Annotated in this window: 19 protein-coding genes and 2 pseudogenes; 6 read left to right on the top strand and 15 right to left on the bottom strand. The window is 59.0% G+C overall.

Translation table 11 applies throughout. The features are described 5' to 3' along the window. Window positions 1–156: 156 nt before the first annotated feature. The 9 genes from ACM530_RS29355 to ACM530_RS29315 form a co-directional block, all read right to left on the bottom strand. A complete protein-coding gene (locus ACM530_RS29355) occupies window positions 157–1,431 on the bottom strand; it encodes an FAD-dependent oxidoreductase (RefSeq protein ID WP_416363865.1) in 1,275 nt (424 codons plus the stop codon). 239 nt (window positions 1,432–1,670) lie between these two features. Continuing rightward, window positions 1,671–2,774 carry a hypothetical protein gene (locus ACM530_RS29350; protein WP_373345749.1) on the bottom strand — a complete coding sequence of 368 codons (1,104 nt, stop codon included), beginning with the start codon at window positions 2,772–2,774 and terminating at the stop codon, window positions 1,671–1,673. A gap of 2 nt (window positions 2,775–2,776) precedes the next feature. Then, on the bottom strand, window positions 2,777–5,671 hold the full coding sequence (locus ACM530_RS29345) for a type I polyketide synthase (protein ID WP_242200206.1): 2,895 nt from the start codon (window positions 5,669–5,671) through the stop codon (window positions 2,777–2,779). A 13-nt stretch (window positions 5,672–5,684) separates the two neighbouring features. After that, complete coding sequence (locus ACM530_RS29340) at window positions 5,685–6,260, bottom strand: allene oxide cyclase barrel-like domain-containing protein (RefSeq protein ID WP_242200204.1); 576 nt, start codon at window positions 6,258–6,260, stop codon at window positions 5,685–5,687. 4 nt (window positions 6,261–6,264) lie between these two features. Next, window positions 6,265–7,293, bottom strand: a complete 1,029-nt coding sequence (locus ACM530_RS29335) for a pyridoxal-phosphate dependent enzyme (RefSeq protein ID WP_242200202.1) — start codon at window positions 7,291–7,293, stop codon at window positions 6,265–6,267. A gap of 43 nt (window positions 7,294–7,336) precedes the next feature. Continuing rightward, window positions 7,337–8,092, bottom strand: coding sequence for a thioesterase II family protein (locus ACM530_RS29330; protein ID WP_242200201.1), 756 nt, complete (start codon window positions 8,090–8,092; stop codon window positions 7,337–7,339). Beyond that, window positions 8,089–9,711 (bottom strand): AMP-binding protein, encoded by a 1,623-nt coding sequence (locus ACM530_RS29325; RefSeq protein WP_242200198.1) that lies wholly within the window; start codon window positions 9,709–9,711, stop codon window positions 8,089–8,091. The genes ACM530_RS29330 and ACM530_RS29325 overlap by 4 nt, the downstream gene beginning before the upstream one ends. Continuing rightward, window positions 9,708–9,971 carry a hypothetical protein gene (locus ACM530_RS29320; RefSeq protein WP_242200197.1) on the bottom strand — a complete coding sequence of 88 codons (264 nt, stop codon included), beginning with the start codon at window positions 9,969–9,971 and terminating at the stop codon, window positions 9,708–9,710. Before ACM530_RS29320 ends, ACM530_RS29325 begins: the two co-directional genes overlap by 4 nt. A gap of 419 nt (window positions 9,972–10,390) precedes the next feature. Beyond that, window positions 10,391–10,939, bottom strand: coding sequence for a TetR/AcrR family transcriptional regulator (locus ACM530_RS29315; RefSeq protein WP_242200196.1), 549 nt, complete (start codon window positions 10,937–10,939; stop codon window positions 10,391–10,393). Between the two features lie 273 nt (window positions 10,940–11,212). On the opposite strand from ACM530_RS29315, the gene ACM530_RS29310 reads away from it, so the two are divergent. The 3 genes and pseudogenes from ACM530_RS29310 to ACM530_RS29300 all read left to right on the top strand — a co-directional run bounded on the left by ACM530_RS29310 (window position 11,213) and on the right by ACM530_RS29300 (window position 14,087). After that, a complete protein-coding gene (locus tag ACM530_RS29310) occupies window positions 11,213–12,697 on the top strand; it encodes a DHA2 family efflux MFS transporter permease subunit (protein ID WP_242200195.1) in 1,485 nt (494 codons plus the stop codon). 109 nt (window positions 12,698–12,806) lie between these two features. After that, window positions 12,807–13,040: pseudogene (locus tag ACM530_RS29305) on the top strand (Arm DNA-binding domain-containing protein); the annotation flags it as partial. A gap of 375 nt (window positions 13,041–13,415) precedes the next feature. Then, window positions 13,416–14,087, top strand: coding sequence for a hypothetical protein (locus tag ACM530_RS29300; RefSeq protein ID WP_242200194.1), 672 nt, complete (start codon window positions 13,416–13,418; stop codon window positions 14,085–14,087). Between the two features lie 126 nt (window positions 14,088–14,213). Here the strand turns inward: ACM530_RS29300 and ACM530_RS29295 are convergent. The 3 genes and pseudogenes from ACM530_RS29295 to ACM530_RS29285 form a co-directional block, all read right to left on the bottom strand. Further along, window positions 14,214–14,549 (bottom strand): annotated as a pseudogene (locus ACM530_RS29295) (substrate-binding domain-containing protein); the annotation flags it as partial. Between the two features lie 47 nt (window positions 14,550–14,596). Beyond that, on the bottom strand, window positions 14,597–15,748 hold the full coding sequence (locus ACM530_RS29290) for a phytanoyl-CoA dioxygenase family protein (protein WP_242200193.1): 1,152 nt from the start codon (window positions 15,746–15,748) through the stop codon (window positions 14,597–14,599). Continuing rightward, window positions 15,748–16,593: an SDR family oxidoreductase gene (locus ACM530_RS29285; protein ID WP_242200192.1), complete on the bottom strand. Its 846-nt coding sequence runs from the start codon at window positions 16,591–16,593 to the stop codon at window positions 15,748–15,750. Before ACM530_RS29285 ends, ACM530_RS29290 begins: the two co-directional genes overlap by 1 nt. A gap of 119 nt (window positions 16,594–16,712) precedes the next feature. Between ACM530_RS29285 and ACM530_RS29280 the strand changes: the two genes are divergently transcribed. Then, window positions 16,713–17,744 carry a LacI family DNA-binding transcriptional regulator gene (locus ACM530_RS29280; protein WP_242200190.1) on the top strand — a complete coding sequence of 344 codons (1,032 nt, stop codon included), beginning with the start codon at window positions 16,713–16,715 and terminating at the stop codon, window positions 17,742–17,744. Window positions 17,745–17,753: 9 nt separating this feature from the next. On the opposite strand, the gene ACM530_RS29275 is transcribed toward ACM530_RS29280, so the two are convergent. Genes ACM530_RS29275 through ACM530_RS29265 form a run of 3 tightly spaced genes read right to left on the bottom strand, consistent with a single transcriptional unit; the run spans window position 17,754 to window position 20,084 of the window. Beyond that, a complete protein-coding gene (locus ACM530_RS29275) occupies window positions 17,754–18,818 on the bottom strand; it encodes a maleylacetate reductase (protein WP_242200188.1) in 1,065 nt (354 codons plus the stop codon). Continuing rightward, entirely contained in the window at window positions 18,793–19,236 is a 444-nt protein-coding gene (locus ACM530_RS29270) for a nuclear transport factor 2 family protein (protein ID WP_242200185.1), read from the bottom strand. Before ACM530_RS29270 ends, ACM530_RS29275 begins: the two co-directional genes overlap by 26 nt. 29 nt (window positions 19,237–19,265) lie before the next feature. Beyond that, window positions 19,266–20,084: a dioxygenase gene (locus ACM530_RS29265; protein WP_242200183.1), complete on the bottom strand. Its 819-nt coding sequence runs from the start codon at window positions 20,082–20,084 to the stop codon at window positions 19,266–19,268. 161 nt (window positions 20,085–20,245) lie between these two features. On the opposite strand from ACM530_RS29265, the gene ACM530_RS29260 reads away from it, so the two are divergent. Further along, window positions 20,246–21,160 carry a LysR family transcriptional regulator gene (locus tag ACM530_RS29260; RefSeq protein ID WP_242200182.1) on the top strand — a complete coding sequence of 305 codons (915 nt, stop codon included), beginning with the start codon at window positions 20,246–20,248 and terminating at the stop codon, window positions 21,158–21,160. Between the two features lie 169 nt (window positions 21,161–21,329). Beyond that, complete coding sequence (locus tag ACM530_RS29255; protein ID WP_416363864.1) at window positions 21,330–22,667, top strand: carbohydrate porin; 1,338 nt, start codon at window positions 21,330–21,332, stop codon at window positions 22,665–22,667. Window positions 22,668–22,785: the final 118 nt, after the last annotated feature.

Here is a 22,785-nt window from a genome sequence, read left to right as displayed (position 1 = left end):
CGGCGCTACTTCAGGGGTTGTTGGGATGTTGGGTGAACGGTGCCCTTGCTAGGAACAAGGGCGCCCGCTCGTGCTGACGTCACTATTCGCCTTCAGTGTGAGACCTGTACGGATAGGCGAAAGGAAGAGCGCAAACTGCAGTTCGTAATGGCCCTGTTACGTTGGAACTTCGAACAGCCCATCACGCGTCGACGAGAATATATCCAAGTCGTACTGGTATCGGGTGTGCCCATCGACGGCCAGTTCCACCAATATACGTCCAAACAATGGCGCGTATTTGAAGGCTCGGCCTGACTCCATAACGCACATCGAGGCGCCGGCATGGAATGACTGCTCGCCGGGTGCCGTCGGGATACGCCCGATCACCAACTTGCCGTCCGGGCTCATCGAGTAGAGGCAGGTCCCCGCATGCTGGTATTGAGTTGCGTCAACGGCATTGGGGGCAATCAGTTGATCAAGGTGCGCAACGAGTTCCTCCATCAATCTCGGGTTCACACCCGGTTGAATGGCTGACGGCGTATCGTAAGTGTCGTAGGTGTAGTCGGCGCTCATTTTCACCATGTTGTGCCGCTCTGACGAGAAGTCCAAGGGTGGGAAGCCGTAAAACGTACCTTGGTCGCTTGCATCGATGTTCCCGAATTCAAACCAGATTGGAATCTTCGGTGGGTTTTCCTTGAGTGGCCAATAGGCGTAACTCATCTTCCAGATCTTCCAACCGGGCGCTTGCTTGAGACCGAAGCCCTTCAACACCGAATCTGCCCACACCCCTGGGCACGTGATCAGATGTTTGCCGTGGACGGTCACGCAGCGACCCTCAGTCTCAGTCAGCAGCGTATAGCCTGCCTGGTCCTTAAGGGGCGCGACCTGGATCACGGCGTGCTTGTCCAATACGTTAAGGCGGTCCGTCTGCCGAGCGGCGAATAGAAAAGTCTTGGCCGCCTCCTGGACGTTGATGGAAGCGCTTGCCGCTTGTACCAAGCCTACGTAATCGTCAGGCATGGCTGCCTGATTGAATATCGGAAATCTTTTATGGATAGCGGCGGGGGAGTCCAGGTATTCGTAAGGCATACCCATGCTGTCCATGGTCTTTTTGATGTGTTGCACGTTACCTTCGGTAGTCATCGGTGCATCCCGATGGCCAAAGAAGATCAGGTCGTCCGTAGCAAGCAGGTTTTTTCCGCTCGCGCGCTGCAGTTCTGTCCATAGCGCAAGTGAAGTTTCGGCCAGTCGGGCTTCGGACTCGTTATCTTGCATCAAGCGGAACATGCGCTCCAGGCCCTTGGAACTATTGGTATCGTTGCCTATTCCGTACTGATCGACAATCAACGTTTTCAAGCCTCTGGCTGTCGCATAGTAAGCGCTGGCGAGACCGAGTATTCCTCCGCCGATGATTAATACATCGTAGTGTGTTTCTGGAGTGTCGGGTTGCATCGTATCTTCCTGATAATTAGAGTGGGCGACAAAAGATCTTCACTGCAATTAGTTATTTTTTTGGTTCATCAGGTAATCGAGCGGTGTTACGCGGCAAGTACGTTAAATACGTTTGACGAACAGGTCTTCCAGATAAGCTGGGTGTGTGCGAAACCTTTAAAGTTTAAAAGCCTGTGGAGGGCCAGCGGTGCGGCAAGTTATAACAAGCCGTCAGCTACCCATTCAGTGTTCTGTTATGTCTAAACTGCGAAGCTGCGCGCGTCTATCGTTGCGTGGATAGACGGATCGTGCCGTCGGGATGCGCCGAGGTTTACATCATGTCCAGCATGAAAGTAGGTGCGCGATAACAGTGTGGGAATATTGCACCCAAGCAGTTCTGCCCGTTTGATCAATTCGCCTGTCTTGGTACCGATCAACGCCCCTGTGTAGTGATTTGCCTGATCCTGTGTCATGCCACGAAAAACATCCGGGAACGACCGCTCGATGCTGTCACAGATAACCGCTCCGGCGTTGCTTACGTAATCAGGAACATAACCAACCCCACGCGCCAGAAGCCTCGCTTCTGCTTGAGTACTGTCAAACGGTGTGTTGGAGCTACTGATAACCCAGCGCGCGCGTATACGTTCAACCGTGGGCAGATCAAGGATTCTGGAAAGGGACGCAATGCACAGTACATCCGGGGCGCTTGACCAGAAATCGTCCTCGCTCAACATGCGCAGGCCGGCCGGAATATCGATAATGGGCTTTACGTCGAAGCCGATCACGTTGTACCCATGGGCGAGACATTGCCTGGCAACTTCAAAGCCCACCTTGCCCATGCCGTGAATGGCGACAAGCGGCGTCCCGTTGACTCTCGGAGAGCACTTCAGTACCGCCTTCAAGGCACTCCAGACACCAAATCCGGTGGCAATTGACGTGCTGATCTGAGGGCTGTCCATGGCATCCAGAATCCACGGGGTAGATTTTCTCAGGTACGTCATATGTGCACTGCTTGTATTGATGTCACACCCTGTGTACATCGAGCCGGCATAGCGGTTCAGGGTTTCTCCGATGGCATCGAATACGTGTGGGGCCTCATCAGGTAGCGCGCTGCTATTTACGACGATTTTCCCGCCACTGAAGCCGGTTCGATAAAAACCGTGTTTCAGATCCATCGCACTTGCCAACATGATCGCTTCATCTTTTTGATGCGACAGTGTTTTATATCGACTCCAACGGATACCTCCATTGCTGGGCATCGCATGCCGGTGGGGCGAGCAGGCGATAGTGAATGAACTCTGACTGTCTACCACTACAGTTTCGACTTCATAGACACCGAACGTTGGATGAGTGATGGTTGCCATGACTACGCGTTCCCTTCTTTAGGATGAATGTGAATGCTATTAGCGGCGCCCGCATCCGTCAGGCATGTACATAAGCCCGACGGTGTGGGATCAGCCAGGAAGTCAGATACGTTCAACACGACCCCGAGTTCGGAGTCTGCAAATGCAATCAGTTGGAACGTCGCCAAGGAATCCCCGCCATCGTCACTGAACAACTGATGCTGGCTGGAGGGAGGCGTCCCGGTGACCTTCTCCCAAAGTGCGGCAGCGGCCTGCGCAACGGAGTTGTACTTTCGCGACTCAAGCTGTCGTGCGGGTTCAGCGGTGCGGGGAGTGCTGCCCTGCGTCTCAAGTGCCACGCCGTGACGTTGGCGGTCGAAGGGGTAGGGTGTTAGCGGGATGGCTCTGGCTGGCAGGTTCCACGACGGGCGCCAGTCAATGTCCACACCGGCCATCCAGATTTTCTGCAGCGCGGTGTGCCACACCTCATGCTCCGGCGATTTATCTCGCTCGCCACGCATCGTGCGAATCGCGGTGTCTCGCGGCCGCAGCGCCATTGTCAAGGCCGTCAAGGTCGTGCCGGGGCCCACTTCGACAAATAGCGTCCCTTCACGAACCGCTACGGACTCAAGCGCCTCCAGATATCTCACCGGCTCACGCGCGTGCCGCGCCCAATAAGCCCCGTCGAGGCGGTCTGACGAGTCGAATGTTGTGCCGTGCAGGGTCGAGTGGAAGCGGATATCCGAAGGCACCGCCTTGGCCGTCGGCGCGGCGGCTGCCAGCTCGTCCAGGATGGGGGCCATCATGGACGAGTGAAACCCGTGGGATACCGTCAAACCACGGCAACGTATGCCCAGGCTGGTCAATGAGCGTTGTATGCGTTCGATCGCGGCCTTGGTGCCCGAGAGAACGCAGGCCTCTGTCGCGTTGACGGCGGCTAGCGAAACGTCGTCCGCGAGCCAATCCCGGCAGGCTTGCTCACTCATGGCGACAGCGAGCATGGAGCCTGCTGGCAATTCAGACATCAACCTGCCCCGTCGAGCAGCGAACAGCAGTGCTTCTTCGGCGGTCAGCATCCCGGCGATGCAGGCGCCTGCGATTTCGCCCACGCTGTGACCGACGATTGCGTCAGGTACGACGCCGTGCCGAATGAGAAACCGGGCCATCGCGATTTGAACTGCAACGAGCGCGGGCTGTGCCGTCGCGGTATCGGTCAGGTCGGTGTCAGCATTTTCATCCAGCAGGAAGGAGACATCGACATCCGCTTGTTCTCGCAGCAGACGTACCAAGGCATGAAGATCACCTGCGAAATGTCGGTTCGACTTGGCCAGGCCGGTGGCCATGCCGAGGAACTGACTGCCCTGGCCCGGGAACTGGAAAACGATATCCGGCTTGCGGCGGCCGGTATCGCGTACCGGGTCACCGACCTGTAGAGCGCCGTCCTGGTCCGCAAACAAGGTTGCGCGATACCTGAGCGCTCGACGTGTGGTTTGGGCGCTCCACGCCGTGCGGTCCGGGGGAAGGCCGACGAGTTCTGCACGGTAGGCGCGTATCAACCTGTGGCAGGCAGCCTCGCTTTGCCCGGTTACGGGAATGACTGAAGGAAAATCGGTCGCGGCGGTTATCGTTTCATCGAGAGCTTGTGGCGAACGCGCCAGCACTATGTGCGCATTTGTCCCGCCGATTCCAAAAGCACTGACCCCAATGGCGCTTCGGCTATCCGTTGTATCCCACGGCTCGGCGATTGCGGGAAAATAAAACGGGCTGGCATCCAATGCTATCGAAGGGTTTACCTCGTCCATGTGGATCTGTGGCGCTATGAAACCATGCTGGATCTGGAGTACTGCCTTGATCAGCCCTGCCATGCCCGCGCAGGTTTCCAGGTGCCCGACGTTGGCCTTCACTGAGCCAAGTGCGCAGGACTTGTGTCCTTTCCCGGGCATTGCAAACAGGTCGTTCAATGCGTTGAACTCAATCGGATCACCGGCAATCGTCCCGGTCCCGTGTGCCTCCATCGCCCGCATGTCCATGGGCGTGAGATTGGCATCGCGCATGGCCGCGCTGATCACGCGTCGTTGTCCGTCGACGCTGGTGGTGGTGAAACCCACCTTGCGGGCGCCATCGTTGTTGACGGCGCAGCCTTTGATTACGGCTAACACGCGTTGCCCGTCAGCGAGCGCCAGGGATAACGGTTTCAGAACCACTAGCGCGACACCGCTGCCAAACACCGTCCCTGTCGCTTTGCTGGAGAAAGGCATGCAGTGACCATTCTGCGCGTAGATCATGCCTCGCTGAGTCCGGTAATGCGCACGTTGCGGAAACCTCAACGTGCATCCACCGGCCAGCGCCACTCGACATCGCCCGGCACGCAAGGCCTCGACGGCTTCTGCGACGGCGACGAGCGATGTAGCGCAGGCTGCCTGCACACCGAGTACCGGCCCCTCTATGCCCAGGTGCCACGCTGCCCGTGTGACCAAATAGTCCTTATCATTGGTAATTTGCAACTCGAACCCTGACGGCTGGAATTTTTCCATGAGGTCGGACGCTTGCAAGTGGCCAAGGTAGGCTGAGCTACTGCAGCCGGCAAACAAGCCGGTGTCGGGCATTTGCCCGGGTTTGATACCGCTATGCTCGAGCGCATGCCATGCGCACTCGAGGAATAGTCGGTGCTGAGGGTCCATCAAGGCTGCATCACGATGACCCACGCCAAAAAACGTGGCATCGAATGACAGCACGTCGTCATTCAACGGTGCGGCAAATGGCATGGTCTGCGCATCGGTAGGCGTATCACCGAGTTCGATTACCGACTCGACGCCGTTCACCAGGTTGTGCCAGTACTGCTCAAGGGTGTTGGCACCAGGAAACCTGCAAGCCATACCAATGACTGCAATGTCGCGGTCCACGTGCTGATCGTACATGCAACCTCCGAATTCAATCAGTCGTGTATCCGCGGCGTACCCGGCCCTGAATCGCTTCGTCGGCCGCTTCGATCGGAATCAGCAGTACAAAGGCCCGATAGCGCTCGCGCGGGACCTCTTGATACAGTTGCCGTACCCCAATCATCCCGGTCACCTCACCGGTGACACCGGTGGCAAACAATGATTGCCATCGACCTTGCCAAATGGCGGATGAATTCCAGACCCCCGCTGTCTCGATTCTGCCCAAGCGCGTATCTGCGGTTTCCCGGTAATAGGAGATGACGTCTTCGCCCAGGCTAGCGATCTTCCAGCCTTCGCCGCTGATGGTGCCGATTTCGACGCCGTCATCCCCGATCCATCGATCAATATGCGAGTTGACATCGCCCACAGTGGGCCTGTCGTCAGCCTGTGCCTTGAACTGAATATCGCTGAGTTCAAGCAGTGGGAGCATGACGAAGCGATCGGTGCCTACGCGCTCGGCGACTATCTGCCGAGCTTTGTTGAACCCGTCGGGAAGGTCCAGTTGAGCTCTGGCCAGATCGGCCAGGCTCACCAGGTTTGACATCATGTCCTGTTCATTAATGGGCATAGCATTAGCTCCTTGTCGTTTGACGCTCGTTGTCGAGCAACTGCCGGCCCCGCTCGCGGTCGGCGTCGCTGCCGGCGTCGGGGAAGATGGTGACTACACTGGCCTCTTTGTCGAGTTCAGAGGCGACGTTACACGCGACGATCCAGTTGGCCGCGGCCGAACCGCCAATGGGGATGCCGGTTTCCTCGAAGAACCGGAACATGGCTTTGAGAGACTCCTCATGTGAGACGGTCTGGAACGGCACTTCGTAGGGAATCAAAGAGACAAACGGTTGCCGGAACCCGAAACCAAATCCTCCTGCGCCTGCGAACCTGGCAGTTCCGTTTGGAGGTTCCATCGTGCCAAATGGCAGCTCGCGAGGCGTGCACCCTACGACGCGCAGGTCCTGGTTTTGCTGCGCCAGCGCTGCGTATACGCCAGCAAGCGTACCTCCAGTGCCGATGGCTGCTATCCAGGCATCGGGGCGTCGGCCGTCGAGCTGACGGCTGATCTCGGCGCCGGTGTGATGCTGATGCACCGATGTGTTTACCAAGTTCAGATGCTGGGATAGCAAGGTCCAGCCTGGCTCCGTGCGGGCGATCTGCTGGCTGCGGGCGATGATGCCAAGCAGAAAGTGGCTGCTGTCCACCTTCGTGACAATCGCGTTGCTATCGCTCAAGGATTGAAGCAATACCTCTGGCGCTGAGTCGGGTATTACCACGTGCACGGGCAGGCCGCACAGATGCCCCAAATGGGCTAAAGCCTTGGCCATGTTGCCACCCGACGAATCAAGAAGCTTGAGCGGGCCCTGATTAAAGTCGTGAGCATTGATCGCATCACAAAACAAGCCGAAGGCCACGCGATCCTTGATCGACCCGGAGGGGTTCTTCGACTCCAGCTTGGCGAAGATTCGACCTCCGTTCTGTGGCCCCGGCACTTCCACGAGCGGGGTGTTTCCCAGCGACGCACTGAAGTCCCTGAGTTGGGGAAACATATCCAGCGCTTTGGCAGGGCTGGGAGCTGCTGATTGAGTATTGAAAAGATCGAAATCCATGACAAGTTTCCCATTCCGCGTTTGGGTTGAATGAACGTAAAGGTCACGCCGTACGAGAGGGGCTCAGGATGGTTTTCACTACCAACGGCTCATTGCCGAGAAAGTAAAAGTGCCCGCCTGGAAAAACCTCTAGCACTGGATGTTTGGGCAGCAATTGAGACCACTCGAAGAACTGCTTTCTATCGATCAACGGATCGTTGTCGCCTGCGAATAGACGGGTCGGGGGCAAGTCACCCACCGGCAACTTCGCAAGCTTTTGAAGAAGCGTCAGGTCTTGACGAACAGCTGAAGCAACAACCGTCTGAGCGGTGTCAACGGAGGTGCTCAACTCGGGCACTTCACCAAGCCCCATCGCACGCTCTGCAAGCTGGTCGACATCCTGCTGTGATTGAAGGGTTGTCTGTAGCGACGCTGGTGCCATCTGAGACGACAAGATGAGTTGAGCCACCTTGAATCTCGACGGTGCCAGGGAGGACGCTATATGCAGTGCCAGCAAGGCGCCCATGCTGTGCCCAAAGAGCGTGGCGGGCGCGATGCCAAGAAGACTGACCAACCCCCTCATGCAGCGTTGGATAGCGATGTGTGGGTCGCTCCAGTTCACTGTCGCGTGGCTCGTGCCTGGTTGAGGGTATTGCATTATTACGATGTCCACGTCTGCAGGCAGATGGTCTCGCCACGCTCTATAGAATTCGGAACTACCGCCAGCGTGAGGGAACACCACCAGTTGATGTCGCACAGGCACTGAGGCCGCGAAGCTCAATCTGATGGCACCTTCGGCCTGGGCTTGTATGAGATTCATAGGTCACCCGACCCGGATGCTTGTGCTTCGCTTTTGCGCTCGCCGTAGAGTTGAGCGCGTAGAGACGCACGGTCAATTTTGCCGATGCCTTTGCGCGGAATCGCGTCTATCAGGACTAGCCTCTCCGGCAGTTTGAATTGCGCTATGCCAACAATCTCCAGGTGCCGTCGGACTTCGGATAACGAAAGCTGTTCTCCTTCGTGCACCACGGCGAACAGGCAAGGCACTTCGCCGAAACGCTGGTCGGATATACCCACCACCGCGACGTCTTGGATCTTCGCGTGCTGTTTAGTTAGCGCTTCAATCTCTTCCGGGCTGAATTTTTCTCCACCGCGATTGATGGAGTCGGTCAGTCGCCCATCGATATAGACGTTGCCCGCCGAATCAAGGTGGGCCATGTCGCCGGTGCGGTAATACCCGTCTTGCGTGAAGGCGCGGGAAGTCGCCAACGGATTGTTGAAGTACGAAGATATGGTGTAGGGGCCGCGGGTGATTAATTCACCCGATTGCCCAAGCGGGACCGGCGTGCCGTCTTCGTCCACGATCAGGACCTCATCTTGCTCGGACAACGGGCGGCCCTGTGAGTTGAATCGGACGCTGTCCGAATCAGTCGCACGGGTGAAGCAAAGAAGCCCTTCGCTCATTCCGTAGCACTGCTGGATACGCATCCCTAACTTTGATTCAGCAAGGGCTGCGAGATCAGCAGGCAGGCGCGACCCACCGACTTGAATGTGCCTTAATGTCTGCGGTGCACTCTCTTGCTGACTCACTCGATCAAGCCACTGGGCCAGTAATGCTGGAACCAGCGTCGAATGTGTTACTTCATGGTTTGTGATAAGTCTTAAAGCCGTTTCCGCGGACGTGTCCGGGGACAGAACCACGGCTCCCCCGCAAAGAAGGGTGCCGAGAATGCCTGGGCAGTTGATGACAAAACCGTGAGATATGGGGAGCACCGCCAGATAGGAGGAGCAGTGACTGAGCTCGAATACTCGGCTGGCTTCACCGATCATGTAGCTGTAGCCAGCGTTTTTTCTAGCGATGGGCTTCGGGAGGCCTGTCGTCCCGCTCGACAGCAGCATCATCGCTGTATCTTCTGGCCCCATCTCTGTCGCGCGCAGCTCATGTGCTGATGCGTTGTCACATGACGATGAGCAGAATTCCCTCAGACCTAGCCAGTCTGAATTGTCGCCGTTGTCAGGCTCGTCAATAAGCCCCAGCACCACGTCCAAACCTTCTTCACGACTTACAGTGCTAGCCACACCCGCTGCGCTGAAGCGACGATTACCTTTGGTCATGGCTATGACACGAGGCCTAACCAATTTCAGGATGTGTCGCAATTCTTGTTCGCGATAGGCGGGAAGGAGGGGGGCTGGAGCCGCGCCGGTTATCAGCGTTGCAAGCATCAAGATGACAGCTTCGGCGCAGTTGGGTAACTGAAACGCGACATGATCGCCTTTCGAGATGCTTAGGGCTCGCAGTCGTGCGGCGGTAGAGGCAACTCGCGACTTCAATTGCGCATAGGAAATAACTTCGCCATCAGCAATTAAAGCAGGTGCATCTCCCCCCTTGTTCAGGACCACGGCCAACTGTTCGTTCAGTGATGCAGGATGAGGACTCATCTCGTACCCCCGGCACGAGAGCCGCCAGTTGCATGTGCTGATTCGATCAGTCGCTCAAGCTCTCCCAAGGTATGGTCATGCGTATCCCAAAGCGAAAATCCGCTACATCCCAACTGCTCCAGCATCAGTTGCAGCTCCAGTGTTTCCGCCGAGCTCAGGCCCAGATCAGTGCGCAGCCTCCAGTCAGCGGCGGCGGACGCGAGCAGATCGGGCGGTAACCCTATTTCCTTCAGCAGCACAATTACCCGTGTCGACGTCATCCCTTGAACTCCATGCATATCCTTAATGAGAATTATTAACTAATGACTGCCGGTCAGTCAACAGCGTGTTTATGAATTTTTCAAGGGGCGTAGGAAATGAAGGGGGAAAGACAGGATCCGCTGCTTTGGTGAGTTCCACTGACGGAGGTGAAGTGGTAAGCAGGCAAGTGCCGCGCCTTGAGCCTGGGGCGACCGTTTACGTTGGTCGCGATTACAGCGAATCGGCGAGGATTGGAGTTAACGCGGGTCGCTGCAACGCCATCGGATGTGGGCGTAGACTCAAGGTGCAGGGTGAAGGCTTGGCTATTAACGTTCCGCAAGGGCAGGGAGGAGGCGGCCACCTTGGTTAGAGAGGAGTCGTTGGGTGCCGCTTTGGGGGTAACGCGTGCCACTGATTTTCAATATCAGCCGCCAGGCTTTCAGTTGGGCTCCTCAGCCACGTTAATCAGGCGAAGGCACACGGAGGTAACATCACGAGCAAATTGCTCACAATCGGTGCCCTCATTAGCGATCGCATCATCGGTGACCCCATGCACGCCGGCATAGATTATCAAGGCCGTGATTCGGGGCTGATCAAATCGCCAGGTACCGGCTTCATTCCCGCCCTGCAGAATGCCTTGCAACTGTTCCAGGATGGCGTTTTTTTCTTGGTTGCTACGATTGTGGTGATGGTGGTTTGTGTAAACGATGTCGTGCGTCCTATACGTTTCGACATAAGCAATAACGTTTGTATGGATCCAGGTGCGCAGGCGCGCCAGCCAATCTCCTGAAGCGCACTTGTCCACCTCTTCCTCGAGACGGCGCAGGAACTGCGCGGTGTAGCGTTGCCCCATCGCTTCAAGCAACTCATTCTTGGAAGAAAAGTAAATATAAAAAGTACCCTTCGCTACCTTCGCCAGTTCGGCGATCCCGTCAATGGTAGTGGCTTCGACGCCCTGCGCTAAAAACAGCGTTTCTGCGGCAGCCATCAATTCATCTAGGCGTACGTGCGCAGGCTTGGTTCGCGGGGTTTTCGAGGTGGGTGGCTCGACTTGGCTTTTCTTATATTTCATTGCTGTTTGGGGCCCTGCGTAAAAGTTGACTTGTTAGGAGAGGAAGAGGCATCTGTATGAGCCTTTCAGCCCTGACTATCGGTCGGTCAATTGTATCTTGGCGACGCCATCAAGCGAAGCCTTCTTATTGACTGACTGTCAGTCAGTGGATAGGATCAAGGTAAGTTCCTTAACGTAAATTGGACTCCGATGCGCAAATATCGAATTCACGCCTTGGTCGCTGCAGCCTATCTCGGAACATTTCTTGCGACGCTGGACATCAGCATCGTCAACGTCGCACTGCCTACTCTTCAGGCAGCGTTACACACTGACTTGGCGGGTCTCCAATGGGTCGTCAACATCTATGCAGTCGCATTGTCCGCGGTGATGTTATCTGCGGGGCCTCTTAGTGATCGCTATGGGCACAAACGGGTTTGGCTCGGTAGCGTTTTGCTCTTCGTGATTGGATCGGTCATCTGCTCGCTGGCTAGCCAACTGCCGATGCTTTTGTGGGGGCGCGCTGTGCAAGGCGTTGCCGGCGCGATGCTTATACCGGGAGCAATGCCGATTCTGGCTCACGCATTCCCTGATCCCGGCCAGCGGGCACGGGCGATTGGCGGGTGGTCCGCTTTTAGCGCACTTGCGTTGATTTGCGGGCCGTTAGTGGGTGGGATATTGGTCGAGCGTGTCGGATGGCAGAGCATATTCCTGGTAAATGTTCCGCTTGGCATTCTGGCAATTGTGCTGGGTGCGTATGGTATTCCCGAGCGCAAGCATCTCGATCATGCGGCATTCGATCCAGCAGGGCAGGCCCTTAGCATGCTATGGCTGGGGGCACTCAGCTATGGCCTCATCGGAATCGGGGAACATGGCAGTTCGCCCGATAGGGTTTTAATCCCTTTGCTTACTGCCGGAGTGGGATTCATCGCATTCGTATGGGTTGAGTTGCGCGTCGAACGGCCTCTGTTTCCGATTAAATTATTCCGTAGCCGGCCCCTGGTGCTCGCCAATCTAGCCTCCTTTATCCTCGGCTTCTCCAGTTACAGCAGTCTCTTCTTTTTGTCCATTTTTCTCCAGCAAGTACAGGGAAGCAGCCCAGAGATTGCAGGCTGGAAACTAATGCCGCAGTTCGTCATGATGGCACTAGCCTCCTTGTTTTTCGGGCGATTCGTGGCGCGGTTCTCGATGAGGTTCCTGATGGTCGCAGGCTATGCGCTGATAGGTCTGGCCTTATGCGCCATGGTCGTTTTCAATCCATGGACTCCCTATCTAGGGATTGGGTTGATCCTTGCCGTACTGGGTTTTGGAACAGGGTTGTCAGTACCCGCGACCGGCATGATGGTCATGGACTGCGTCCCGCCTGAACGTGCCGGCATTGCATCCGCGACAATGAACGCCTTGAGGCAGACCGGAATGGCTTTGGGAATCGCTATTTTAGGTAGCATCATGAGCGTTTATGCGGTCAATAGGCTCACTGTTGAAATACAGGACAGTGGGCCAAGTCATGCAGCTTATTTGGCTCGGCGAGCGATAGTGGACCATGTTTTCCCGTCGACTCAGCCCTGGGTTGTCGATCTGTACAGGTCAGCGATGGCGGGTGGCTTTGGTCTCGTCATGATCTGTGCCGGCTTGGCATGCCTGGCGATATCAGGTCTGCTGCTTTTCTTTTTTTTTTATAGGCCTGCGAATGCTTGAGCTCGTGGAACCGGGGGCGCTATGTAAGGGCTGCCCAACACATCTTGCTCAATTTTCAGCGTCTGTCTGGAGTAGGAAATCTACCTCGTAGATACATCGTGCCGCTCGGATGGTCACAGGGTGTGTGAATGGCTTTACGTCACTCAACTCCACCCTAGCTGATTACGACGGCCTCGCTCTTTTCGTGAATACGAAAGGCGGCAAGTGCTGGCACTTCTGCTTTTCCAGGGCGGAAAAGCAACCCCGTATTTCTTTCGGTACCTATCCTGAAGTTAGCTTGCGAAATGCTCGCACGTTGCGTGATGTCGCGCAGGCACAGGCCGCCAGGGGCATTGATACGCGGGTATCGATCCCCGCGATCAGCGACGGCTTGAGCACAATGCCAAACTGTTGACCGAGAGAACACCTTCTTAGGTTGATGTGATGCAGATCTTCGGCCCTTAGGAGGGAGGGACTGCTAGGGAATTCAAGCAGTGCTGAACTGGGGTTATGCCAACTCTTTCGGTCCACCATCGCTGGTCCTTAACTCGCTCGCACACCTGAAAGCCAAGATCGTACCCTTAGACTTTTCGTCCCAGAGTCACCGCGCTGATCGACGGCATGGCGTGCTCCCCTCAAACCTACCTATGCATCCAGATGAATGGAGTTTAGGCTAGAGCTAGGGTTATCAAGACTATGTTAGGATTAGATAATGTAGATAACTGGTGGGGGATTTTCCATGAGCGTTACAGAGCAATCGGGCGTCTCCACTTTGGTCGGTACGCCTAAGGAAGCTAGGGCCAGCTTAAGCCGCTCGCATGCGGACCGAGTGCTGGTCGTGTCTTTCGATCAGGTCAACCTCAGTGTTTTTGAAGTATTGGCGGAAAACTTCGCCAATGTGGCCTCCTCGATGTATGAGATGCTGCAGGAGCGTCAGGACCCGAAGTCGTTAGAGCGCCTGGCTGAGGTGTTTGTGACGCGTAAGCCGCCTTCGCCTCGCCTGCTCAAGGAAGCGGCAATGCTGGTCCAAGCCCGCAAAGCAATCTTGGAAAGTGGTGACTGGCTGACCGCCGCAGATATTGCACAGGTGGCCCAGTTGAGTACCCGCAACCCGAGTGCCCAGCCCAACAAATGGAAAAAGCAGGGGCAGATCTTTGCCATCAATCACGGTGGGGTCGACTATTTCCCTGGCTATGGCTTGGATCCGGACGCGGGCTATCGGCCGTTCAAGGCATTAGCCAAAGTCATTGAGGCTTTCGCTGGCCACAAGGACGGCTGGGGTATGGCTTACTGGTTCCGTTCAGATAACAGCTTTCTGGGCGGCAAACGGCCCCAGGACCTGTTGGCATCGGCGCCTGAACAGGTGATTGCTGCCGCACTGGATGAGATCCATGGCATTGTCCATGGCTAAGCAGCGTACCGAGTCTAGTGAGGGTAGGGCGACGCATCCCACGGTTTTGGCGGCGTACGTCACCCCACTGCCTGCGGCTACGTTGCACGTCACTTTCACTGTGATTGCCAAAGGCGCTGTGCTTCCCCGACGGTTGACGTATACCAGCGGGATATGGGCGTTTTGCGCGTCATCGGTGATCTTGGCGGTGGCGGCGGTGTCCACCGGGTTGATGATGATCGCGTCCACGCCCTGGGAGGTGAAGTTGAGCACCTGGTTAAGCTGGCGCACCACGTCGCCCTGGGCGTCCTCGAACTGCAGCGTGACCCCTTCCAACTGCTTGGCATGGGCCACCATGTAATCGCGCATCTGCGCCAGGAACACATCGTCCACCTGGGCGATGCTGACGCCGATGCGCACATCGGCCAGGGCCAGGGGGGACAACAAAACACTGAACAGCAAGGTGAGCAGTTGCTTTTTCATGGTGTCGATCCGTTTGTCATTATTGTTGGTGTGATCTGGCCAGCCTTTCAGGCCTGACGTTTGCGGCGAAACTGTTCAACCCGTTCGGCAAAGGCAGCAACGCTGCAACGCTCGGCCAGCGCCGCCAGCATCAGCTGCTGCCCGGTTTGCGGTGCCAGGCCGTGCAGCGGTGGGTCGGTGTCCAGGTTGGTGGGGAAGGAATAGCCGTCGGCGGTGCAGGCCACCACGGCAGCCACCTGTTCGGCGTTCAGTACCTGGTCGTTGACGCGCTCGAGCAGGCCCGGGTACAGCGCCAGCATCATGCGCTCGCGGTCCAGGCTCTCCATGGGTTTGCCGAAGGCTGAGGAAATCTGCAGCAGGTTGGCCATGCGTTGGTGGTCGGCGGTGCGGTTGGTGCCGGCGGCGTGGAACAACGCCGGGTTGAAGAACAGCAGATCGCCTTTGTTCAGGGGCAACTGCACGGCGTGCACCTGGAAGTACTCGATGAACTGGGGGCGACGCCACGCCAGGTAGCCCAGCGGATACTGGTGAGAGAAGGGCAGCAACTGGGTCGGCCCGCTTTCCAGCGGCATGTCCGAATGGGCAACGGCGCCTTGCAGCGTCAGGTACTGGGACAGCACATGCAATGGCAGCGGGAAGCGCTCCACCATCTCCTCCACCTGAAAGCCCAGGTGATAGTCGCGGTGCGGTTGCTGCGCCTGGCCGCCGGGGCGCACCACGTTGACCTGCGCCGTGACTTGGAAGTCCGGGCCCAGCCACGCCTCGGCGATCAGCCCCAGCAGCGGATTGGCGTAATACTCGATAAATGAAGCCGGTGTATGCAGGGCGGCCTTTTGCAAAGCGTTCCAGATGCGTCCATTGCTGCCGGCCTTGGCAAAGTGATCGGCCCCCGCGCCTTGGGCTGCCTCCTGGGCGAAGATCGCCTCGAACACCTGGCTGTGGCGATCCACCACGTCCAGGTCGGTGTAACCCTGGCGCACCACCATCACCCCGGGGCCTGCGCTGAACAGCTGGTGCAGCTCGTTGAGCGCAGCACCGCGATCGGCGTCGCGCAGGGTCTGCGCGTGGTAAATCGGCACGTTGGCCTGCACCTCGGCGCACAGTGGGTAGTGCTCGGGCAGTGCCTGTTGTTCGCACAGGCGGCTGAAGTCCGGCAGGTGCACGGCATCGGCGCGCACAAAGGCAGAGGGACTGTTCATCAGGCACCCCCCGGCAAGGTCAGCGCAGCCTGGGGGCGCGGCGCGGTATCGTCACCGCAGCCGACCACGCCCTGCTCCAGATCCAGCACGGTGCCGGTCATCATCCCTGACTCGGCAGACAGCAGGTACGCCACGCTGCGGGCCACTTCCTCGGGCTTGAGCAGGCGGCCAAAGGGCAGTGCCTGTTCGGCCTTTTCCAGCCAGCCGTCCTGGGCGCCGTGGTAGCGGCGCTGGATTTCGTCCTCGTGGGGCGTGTCCATCCAGCCGATGTTCAGGCCATTGACCCGGATGCGGTTGCGCAAGGCGCTGTACGCCACGTTCTTGGTCAGCACCGCCAGCGCGCCCTTGGAAATGGAGTAAGGGCACAGGTAGGCCGGGCCACCGTGGCCGACGATGCTCTGGATATTGACGATGGAGCCCGCCACGCCCCGGCTGATCATCAGCGTGATCGCCTCCTGGATGAGGAAGAAGGGCGCGCGCACGTTGACCGCGTACAGGCGATCGAACAGTTCGGGGGAGGTGTCGAGGATGGTGCCGCGGTCGGACATGCCGGCGCAGTTGACCAGCCCGTGCAGCGTGCCGAAGTGGGTGCGCGCCGCCTCGATGATGGCGCGGCAGTCCTCCACCCGTTCCAGGTCGGCCTGGACGAAGTGGGCCTGGCAATCGAGCGCGGCCAGCGCCTGCACCTGGGCCTGGCCTTCGGCCTGGCGACGGCCGCAGATGATCAAGCCGGCGGCGCCACGCTTGGCCAGGGTGTGCGCCACGGCAGCGCCCAGGCCTTGGGTGCTGCCGGTGACCACGAAATATTGGCCTTGGAAAGGGCGGTTGAGGTCAGCTTCTGGCATGGGGGTGTTCTCCTGGTTTTTGTTGTTGTGAGTGCAGTGGCTCGACGCCCGGCGAAACTGAGACTAGCATTGCGACAACCTCTCCAATGCCCAAAAAGACCTCAAGAAAACCTCACGCCATGAGCCTCCTCCAACGCGCCAGACACTTCTCCATCAAGCAACTGTCCGCCCAGGCCGGTGTCAGCAAGGCCACCGTCGACCGCGTGCTGCACCAGCGCGGCAGCGTGCATTACCAGACCCAGCGGCGCATCGAGCAGGCGCTGGGCGAACTGGAGGCACAGGAGCAGAGCGGCCTGGCCGTGGGCCGCACCTTCCATGTCGACGTGATCATGCACACTCCCCAGCGCTTCAGCGCCGCCGTGCAGGCGGCCATCACCCAGCAGTTGGGCAGCCTGGCGCCATTTCGCATCGCGCCGCGCTTCCACCTGTTCGAGGAAATCGAACCCCAAGCCATGCATGACCAATTGCTGCGCTGCCTGCACACCGGCAGCCAGGGCGTGGTGCTCAAGGCGGCCGACGAGCCTGCGGTGAACCAGGCGGTCAATCAGCTCATGGCTGCCGGTATTCCCGTGGTGACCTTGGTGACGGACCTGCCCCATAGCGAGCGCCTTGGCTACGTCGGCATGGACAACCGCATGGCGGGGCAGACGGCGGCCTATCTGCTGTCGCGCTGGTTGCCACGGCAGGCCCAGGAGGTGGCGGTGGTCATCGGCAGCGAACTGTTCCGCGGCGAGGAGGAACGCGAGATGGGCTTTCGCATGTGGCTGCGCGGGCATGCCACGCATGTGCGTGTGGTGGATGTCAGCGGTGGCTATGGGGTCTACGAGCGCACGCGCGAGAAGGTCAGTGCAGCACTCAAGCAACACCCCGCGCTGCGCGCGGTGTACAGCGTGGGTGGGGGAAATCAGGCGATCGTCGATGCGTTTGCCGAATCCGGCCGGCCGCTGGACGTGTTCATCGGCCATGACCTGGACGAGGAAAACCGCCAACTGCTGCAAGAGGAGAAAATGGCCGCGATCATCGACCACAACTTGCAGGTGGATGCGCGCCATGTGTTCCTGCACATTTTGCAGTACCACCGGGTATGGAAAACGGGGCCGATCGCACCCTCGCAGGTGCAGATCGTGACCCCGTTCAATATGCCTTACTGATGCGCCGACTTACTGCGGGCGCACGCCGTCATAGGCGTCCTGCAGTAGTTGGCGAATGGCCGTGGCCTCGATAGGGCGCGGGTTCCAGTAGGGGTTGGAGAGGGCGATGTCGGTGGCGCGGTCCAGGTCGGACTCGGTCAGCCCCAGGTCTTTGAGGCGGGTAGGGGCGCCCAGCGAACTGGCCAAGTCGAACAGCGCCGCCGCCGGGCTGCTGTCCACCCCCAGTGCGCGGCTGATGCGCGACAGCGCCGGTGCCGCCGACTGGTTATAGGCGATGGCATGAGGCAGCACGATGGTGTGGGTCTGTGCATGGGGCAGGTTGAAGCTGCCGCCCAGGGTATGGCACAGCTTGTGGTGCAACGCCATGCCGACATTGCCCAGCACGGTGCCGCACAGCCAGGCGCCATACAGGCAATCGCCACGCGCGGCCAGGTCGGCCGGGTCTTTGTAAATGCTCTTCATCCCTTCGGCCAGGGCGCGGATGCCTTCCTCGGCCATCAGCGACATCACCGGATTGCCATCCTGGGCGTAGAGCCCTTCGGCGGCGTGGGCGATGGCGTTCATGCCGCTGGTGATGGACATGTCCACGGGCAGGCTGACCGTCAGCTCCGGGTCGTAGATCACGGTTTTGGGCAGCACGCGGGGGTCCTTGCCGGTGCGCTTGAGACCGTTTTCGGTGATGCCGTATACCGGGGTCATTTCCGAGCCGGCATAGGTGGTGGGAATGGCCAATATCGGCAGCCCCGAGTCCATGGCGATGGCCTTGCCCAGGCCGGTGGTGGAGCCACCGCCAATGGCCACGGCGCAGTCGGCACCCAGCTTGCGCGCCACTTCCCGCGCCTCACGGGCGGTCTCGATGGGCACGTGCATCACCGCCTTGTCGAAGATGTCGGCGGCGCGCTCGCCTAGCAGCCGGGCAATGTGTTCGGCCTGGGCACGCTGTTCGGGGGTGCACAGCACCAGCGCGCGCTTGGCGCCCAGGCGATCGATCTCCGCCTCCAGCTGTTGCAGCGAACCCTGGCCGAAAATGACGCGCGACGGCTGGCCGTTATAGACGAATGGGGGCGTGGACATGGGGCAGGTCTCCTTGAGTAGAGGCAACAGGTGCCGGGGCCGGGCGCGCAGCGACAGGGGTCGGTTGATAGGCAACCAGCCCCCAGCGTTCGCCCGTCTTGAGCCAGACGCTCAGCGTGCGGTTGTGCAGGGTCTTGGCGACACCATGGGAGGTGATGTCGGCGCGCATTTCACCAAACGCCAGGGCGGTGTCGCCTGATCGACGCACCTCGTGCACCTGGTGATCGATGCGGTGATAGAGGTAAAGGCCCTGGCGGCATTTTTCCAGGTAACTGGCCAGGCTGTCCTTGACGCCATTGGAATGGACGTAGACAAGATCGCCATGGGCAAGGCGGGCAAATGCCTCCAGGTCGCCCAAGCGCATGGCCTGGTAGCGCTCGTCTTCCAGAGCGGCGATAACGGTGTGGTCGTCGTGCATGGGATCCTCGACGGGCAGGGCGGCGGTGATCAACCGAGCGGTTGTTTAGCCAGGACAAAATCGAACGTCAGGGTGTAGAACACCTCGTCACTGTGCCCGCCATCGGGCGTGGCGCCTGCCGGTTGGCATTGCCACTGGGTAATCAGGGATGGCCGCACGGCAAACAGGGCGTCGGAGTCGAGGTAGGGGTCGCCTTCTCGATACACATGGGTGGTCAGCGGCTGATGACCCGCGGCGCTCACCGAAAACGCCAGGTGGGCCGGGCGCCATGCATGACGGTTGAGCACGGCCAGCAGCTGCTTCACCGGGCCGTCATGACGCACCTGGTGGCTGCCCGGCAACGACGTGCTGAAGTGGTAGCGGCCCTGGTCATCGGCCTGCAACAAGGCCTCGACCCCGGCCACACGCAGGTGCAGCTGGGCATTGGGCACCGGCCCGCCCTTTTCGTCGCGCACCACGCCCTGTACGTAGCCCTTGGGTCCGCCAAGCTGTGGGTTGATGTCGGCGCCCAAGTCGCGCAATTCGGCGTTCGGCCCGGGGGCCGTGTAAAAGGCCGTGGCCTGGGTACAGACGGCCGGCTTGCGCTCGTTCTGTACCAGCACCAGGGTAGACAGGCCCAGCACGTTGGACAGTAGCGCGAATTCTTCACTGGCCGGTGCCACCTGGCCCACGTCGCCGAGGAAGGCCATGCCCTGGCGCCACTCACCCTCGGTAAGCTTGATGTCCCGGGCGAACGCGTGCAGGTGCTGCACCAGACTGGTCATCACATCGTACAGTCGGGCATCGCTGGCACCGCGGTTATAGGCCAGCACTGCCTGGGTAATGGTCATTTCGTCCAAATTGCGCATGGTCACTCCAGAACGGTCGTGGCGATGGCGCCACCATCATCTTCAGGGGCGACACACTTCTCAGCCTGTTGCGCCGCACGTTATAGTTCCGCAGGATGTAAGAAAAGGCCGCTTGCGGAATTCTTTATTTCACCTGTGAAAAAATAAAAAGGAAGCACACAGTGGATCGTCTTACCGAACTGGAGCTGTTCGTACTGACCGCGGAAGTGGGAACCCTGAGCAAGGCGGCGGAAATACTGGGCTTGTCCAACGCCGCGGCCAGCCGTCACCTGGTGGCGCTTGAGCAGCGCCTGAATACCCGCCTGATCGACCGCAACACCCGACGCCTGGCGCTGACCAATTCCGGCCACCAGTTTTATGCCAGTTGCAAAAGCCTGCTGGGTGAGTTGAAGGAAGCCGAAGCGTCGCTCACTGAATCGCTGGTGCAGCCGGTGGGTACACTGACGATCACCTCATCCATCTCCTTTTGCATGTTGCACATCGCGCCGCTGATCCCGGCGTTCCGCAAGCTTTACCCGCACATCACGGTGAAGCTGCTGGGAGAGAACCGCTACTTTGACATCATCGACAGCGAGATCGACCTGGCCATCCGTACCAAGGAATACGAGCCGGACTCCAATATCACCATTCGCCGCCTGGCCGAGACCCGTCGGGTACTGGCGGCGTCACCCGGCTATCTGCAGCGCATGGGTACACCCAAGAGCATCGAAGACCTGGCCGGCCACGACCTGCTGATCTACAGCCACGCGAACCAGCCGCGCACCATGCGCTTCACCCGTGGCAAGGAAGAGGCGGCGTTCAAGACCGAGCCGATTCTGGAAACCAACGACGGCCAGATTGTGCGCGCCGCGGCGCTGGCCGGGGGCGGCATATTGGTGCAGCCCAAGTACATCATCAACGCCGACCTGGTGGCGGGGCGGTTGATCCCGGTGCTGGACGATTGGGATTTGCCAAGGCTTACCATCAACATGGCGTTCCAGAGCCGGCGTTACATGCCGGCGAAGTTGCGGGTGTTCATCGAATTCCTGTTGTCCGATTTTAATAAACACGAATACGAGCGCTATTGGACTAGATAGACAGTTTTCCGCTTGGCGGAATTCAGATTTGAGTTTTCGCCGGGTATTCACCTGCACGTCACCCCCCTATGATCCGTGGCGCCAAGGCCGGGCAGGCCCTGGCTGCCGGGCCCGGCATTGTTTCGCCTGCACGTTGAACAACAAAACCAACAACAAGGAAACGTCACGCATGAAAAACTTTGCCAAGAGCACGGTTGCGGCCAGCCTTTGCCTGCTGATTCCCGGGCTGGCCTGTGCCGATAATCAACCATTCGCTGCCGACTCCCACTGGATGACCGGTGACTGGGGCGGGGCACGCAGCAACTGGCTGGAACAGGGGGTGGACGTCCAGCTCAATTACACCGGGGAGATGGCCGCCAACGCACACGGCGGTTACGACAAGGACCACACCGCACGCTGGACCAAGCAATACGCCGTGGGCCTCAAGACCGACCTGCAAAAGCTGCTGGGCTGGGACAATACCCGCTTTCAGTTGACCATCACCGAACGCGACGGCCGCAATCTCACCAATGACCGCGTGGCTGACCCCCGCGTCGGCGGGTATTCCTCGTCTCAGGAAGTGTACGGACGCGGCCAGACCTGGCGCCTGACCGAGATGTGGATGAGCAAGGCCTGGTTCGACGGGGCGCTCGACATCAAGGCCGGTCGCTTCGACGAAGGTTCGGACTTCAACAGCTTCCCGTGCGACTTCCAGAGCACGCCATTTTGCGGCGCGCAGGCGGCCAACTGGATTGGCGACATCTGGTACAACTGGCCGGTCAGCCAGTGGGCCATTCGGACCCGCTATCAGTTTGCCCCTGAGTGGTATGCGCAAATCGGTGTGTTTGAGCAGAACCCGTCCAACCTGGAAGTGGGCAATGGCTTCAAGCTCAGTGGCAGCGGCACCCAAGGCGCGCTGATTCCGGTCGAGCTGGTGTGGAGCCCGAAATTCAACGGCCTGCCGGGCGAATACCGACTGGGTTATTACAAGAGCAGCGCCAACGCCAACGACGTGCTGGATGACCGCAATGGCAATCCACAGCCGCTGACCGGGGATGCCTTCCAGGAGCACGGCAGCCGCCATGGCTACTGGCTGGTGGTGCAGCAGCAGTTGACCGCGCGTGACGGCGACAGCAGCCGCGGCCTGTCGGTGTTCGCCAACTTTACCCACCACGACAAGGCCACCAGCCAGGTCGACCACTTCATTCAGGCCGGTATCGTCTACAAGGGGCTGTTAGACAGCCGCCCCCTGGATGACCTGGGCATCGGTATCGCACAGGTACACACCAACGCCGATTACCGCGAGCGCGCACGCCTGCAGAACCAGGCCAACGGCGTCAGCGATTACGACGATCCGGGCTATATCCCGCTGCAGCACAACGAGACCAGCAGCGAGATCTACTACGGCGTGCACGTGACCAACTGGCTCACCGTGCGGCCGAACCTGCAATACGTGAAAAACCCGGGGGGCGTGCGTGAGGTGGACGCCGCACTGATTGCCGGCCTTAAGGTGCAAGCCCGGTTCTAGAGCGCTTGCGATGCGATTCGCGCCGTCGGAGGAGGGCGGCGCAGTTTTCCACTAGCTGGAAAACACATTTGCCATACCGGCATGTTTATTCCAATTCAATCGCAGTACTCTTTGCCCC

The sequence above is a fragment of the Pseudomonas sp. NFX183 genome, from assembly GCF_047943075.1.
Lineage (GTDB): Bacteria > Pseudomonadota > Gammaproteobacteria > Pseudomonadales > Pseudomonadaceae > Aquipseudomonas.
The sequence above is the reverse complement of the archived record's forward strand: the minus strand, read 5'-3'. Positions and strand labels throughout refer to the sequence as shown.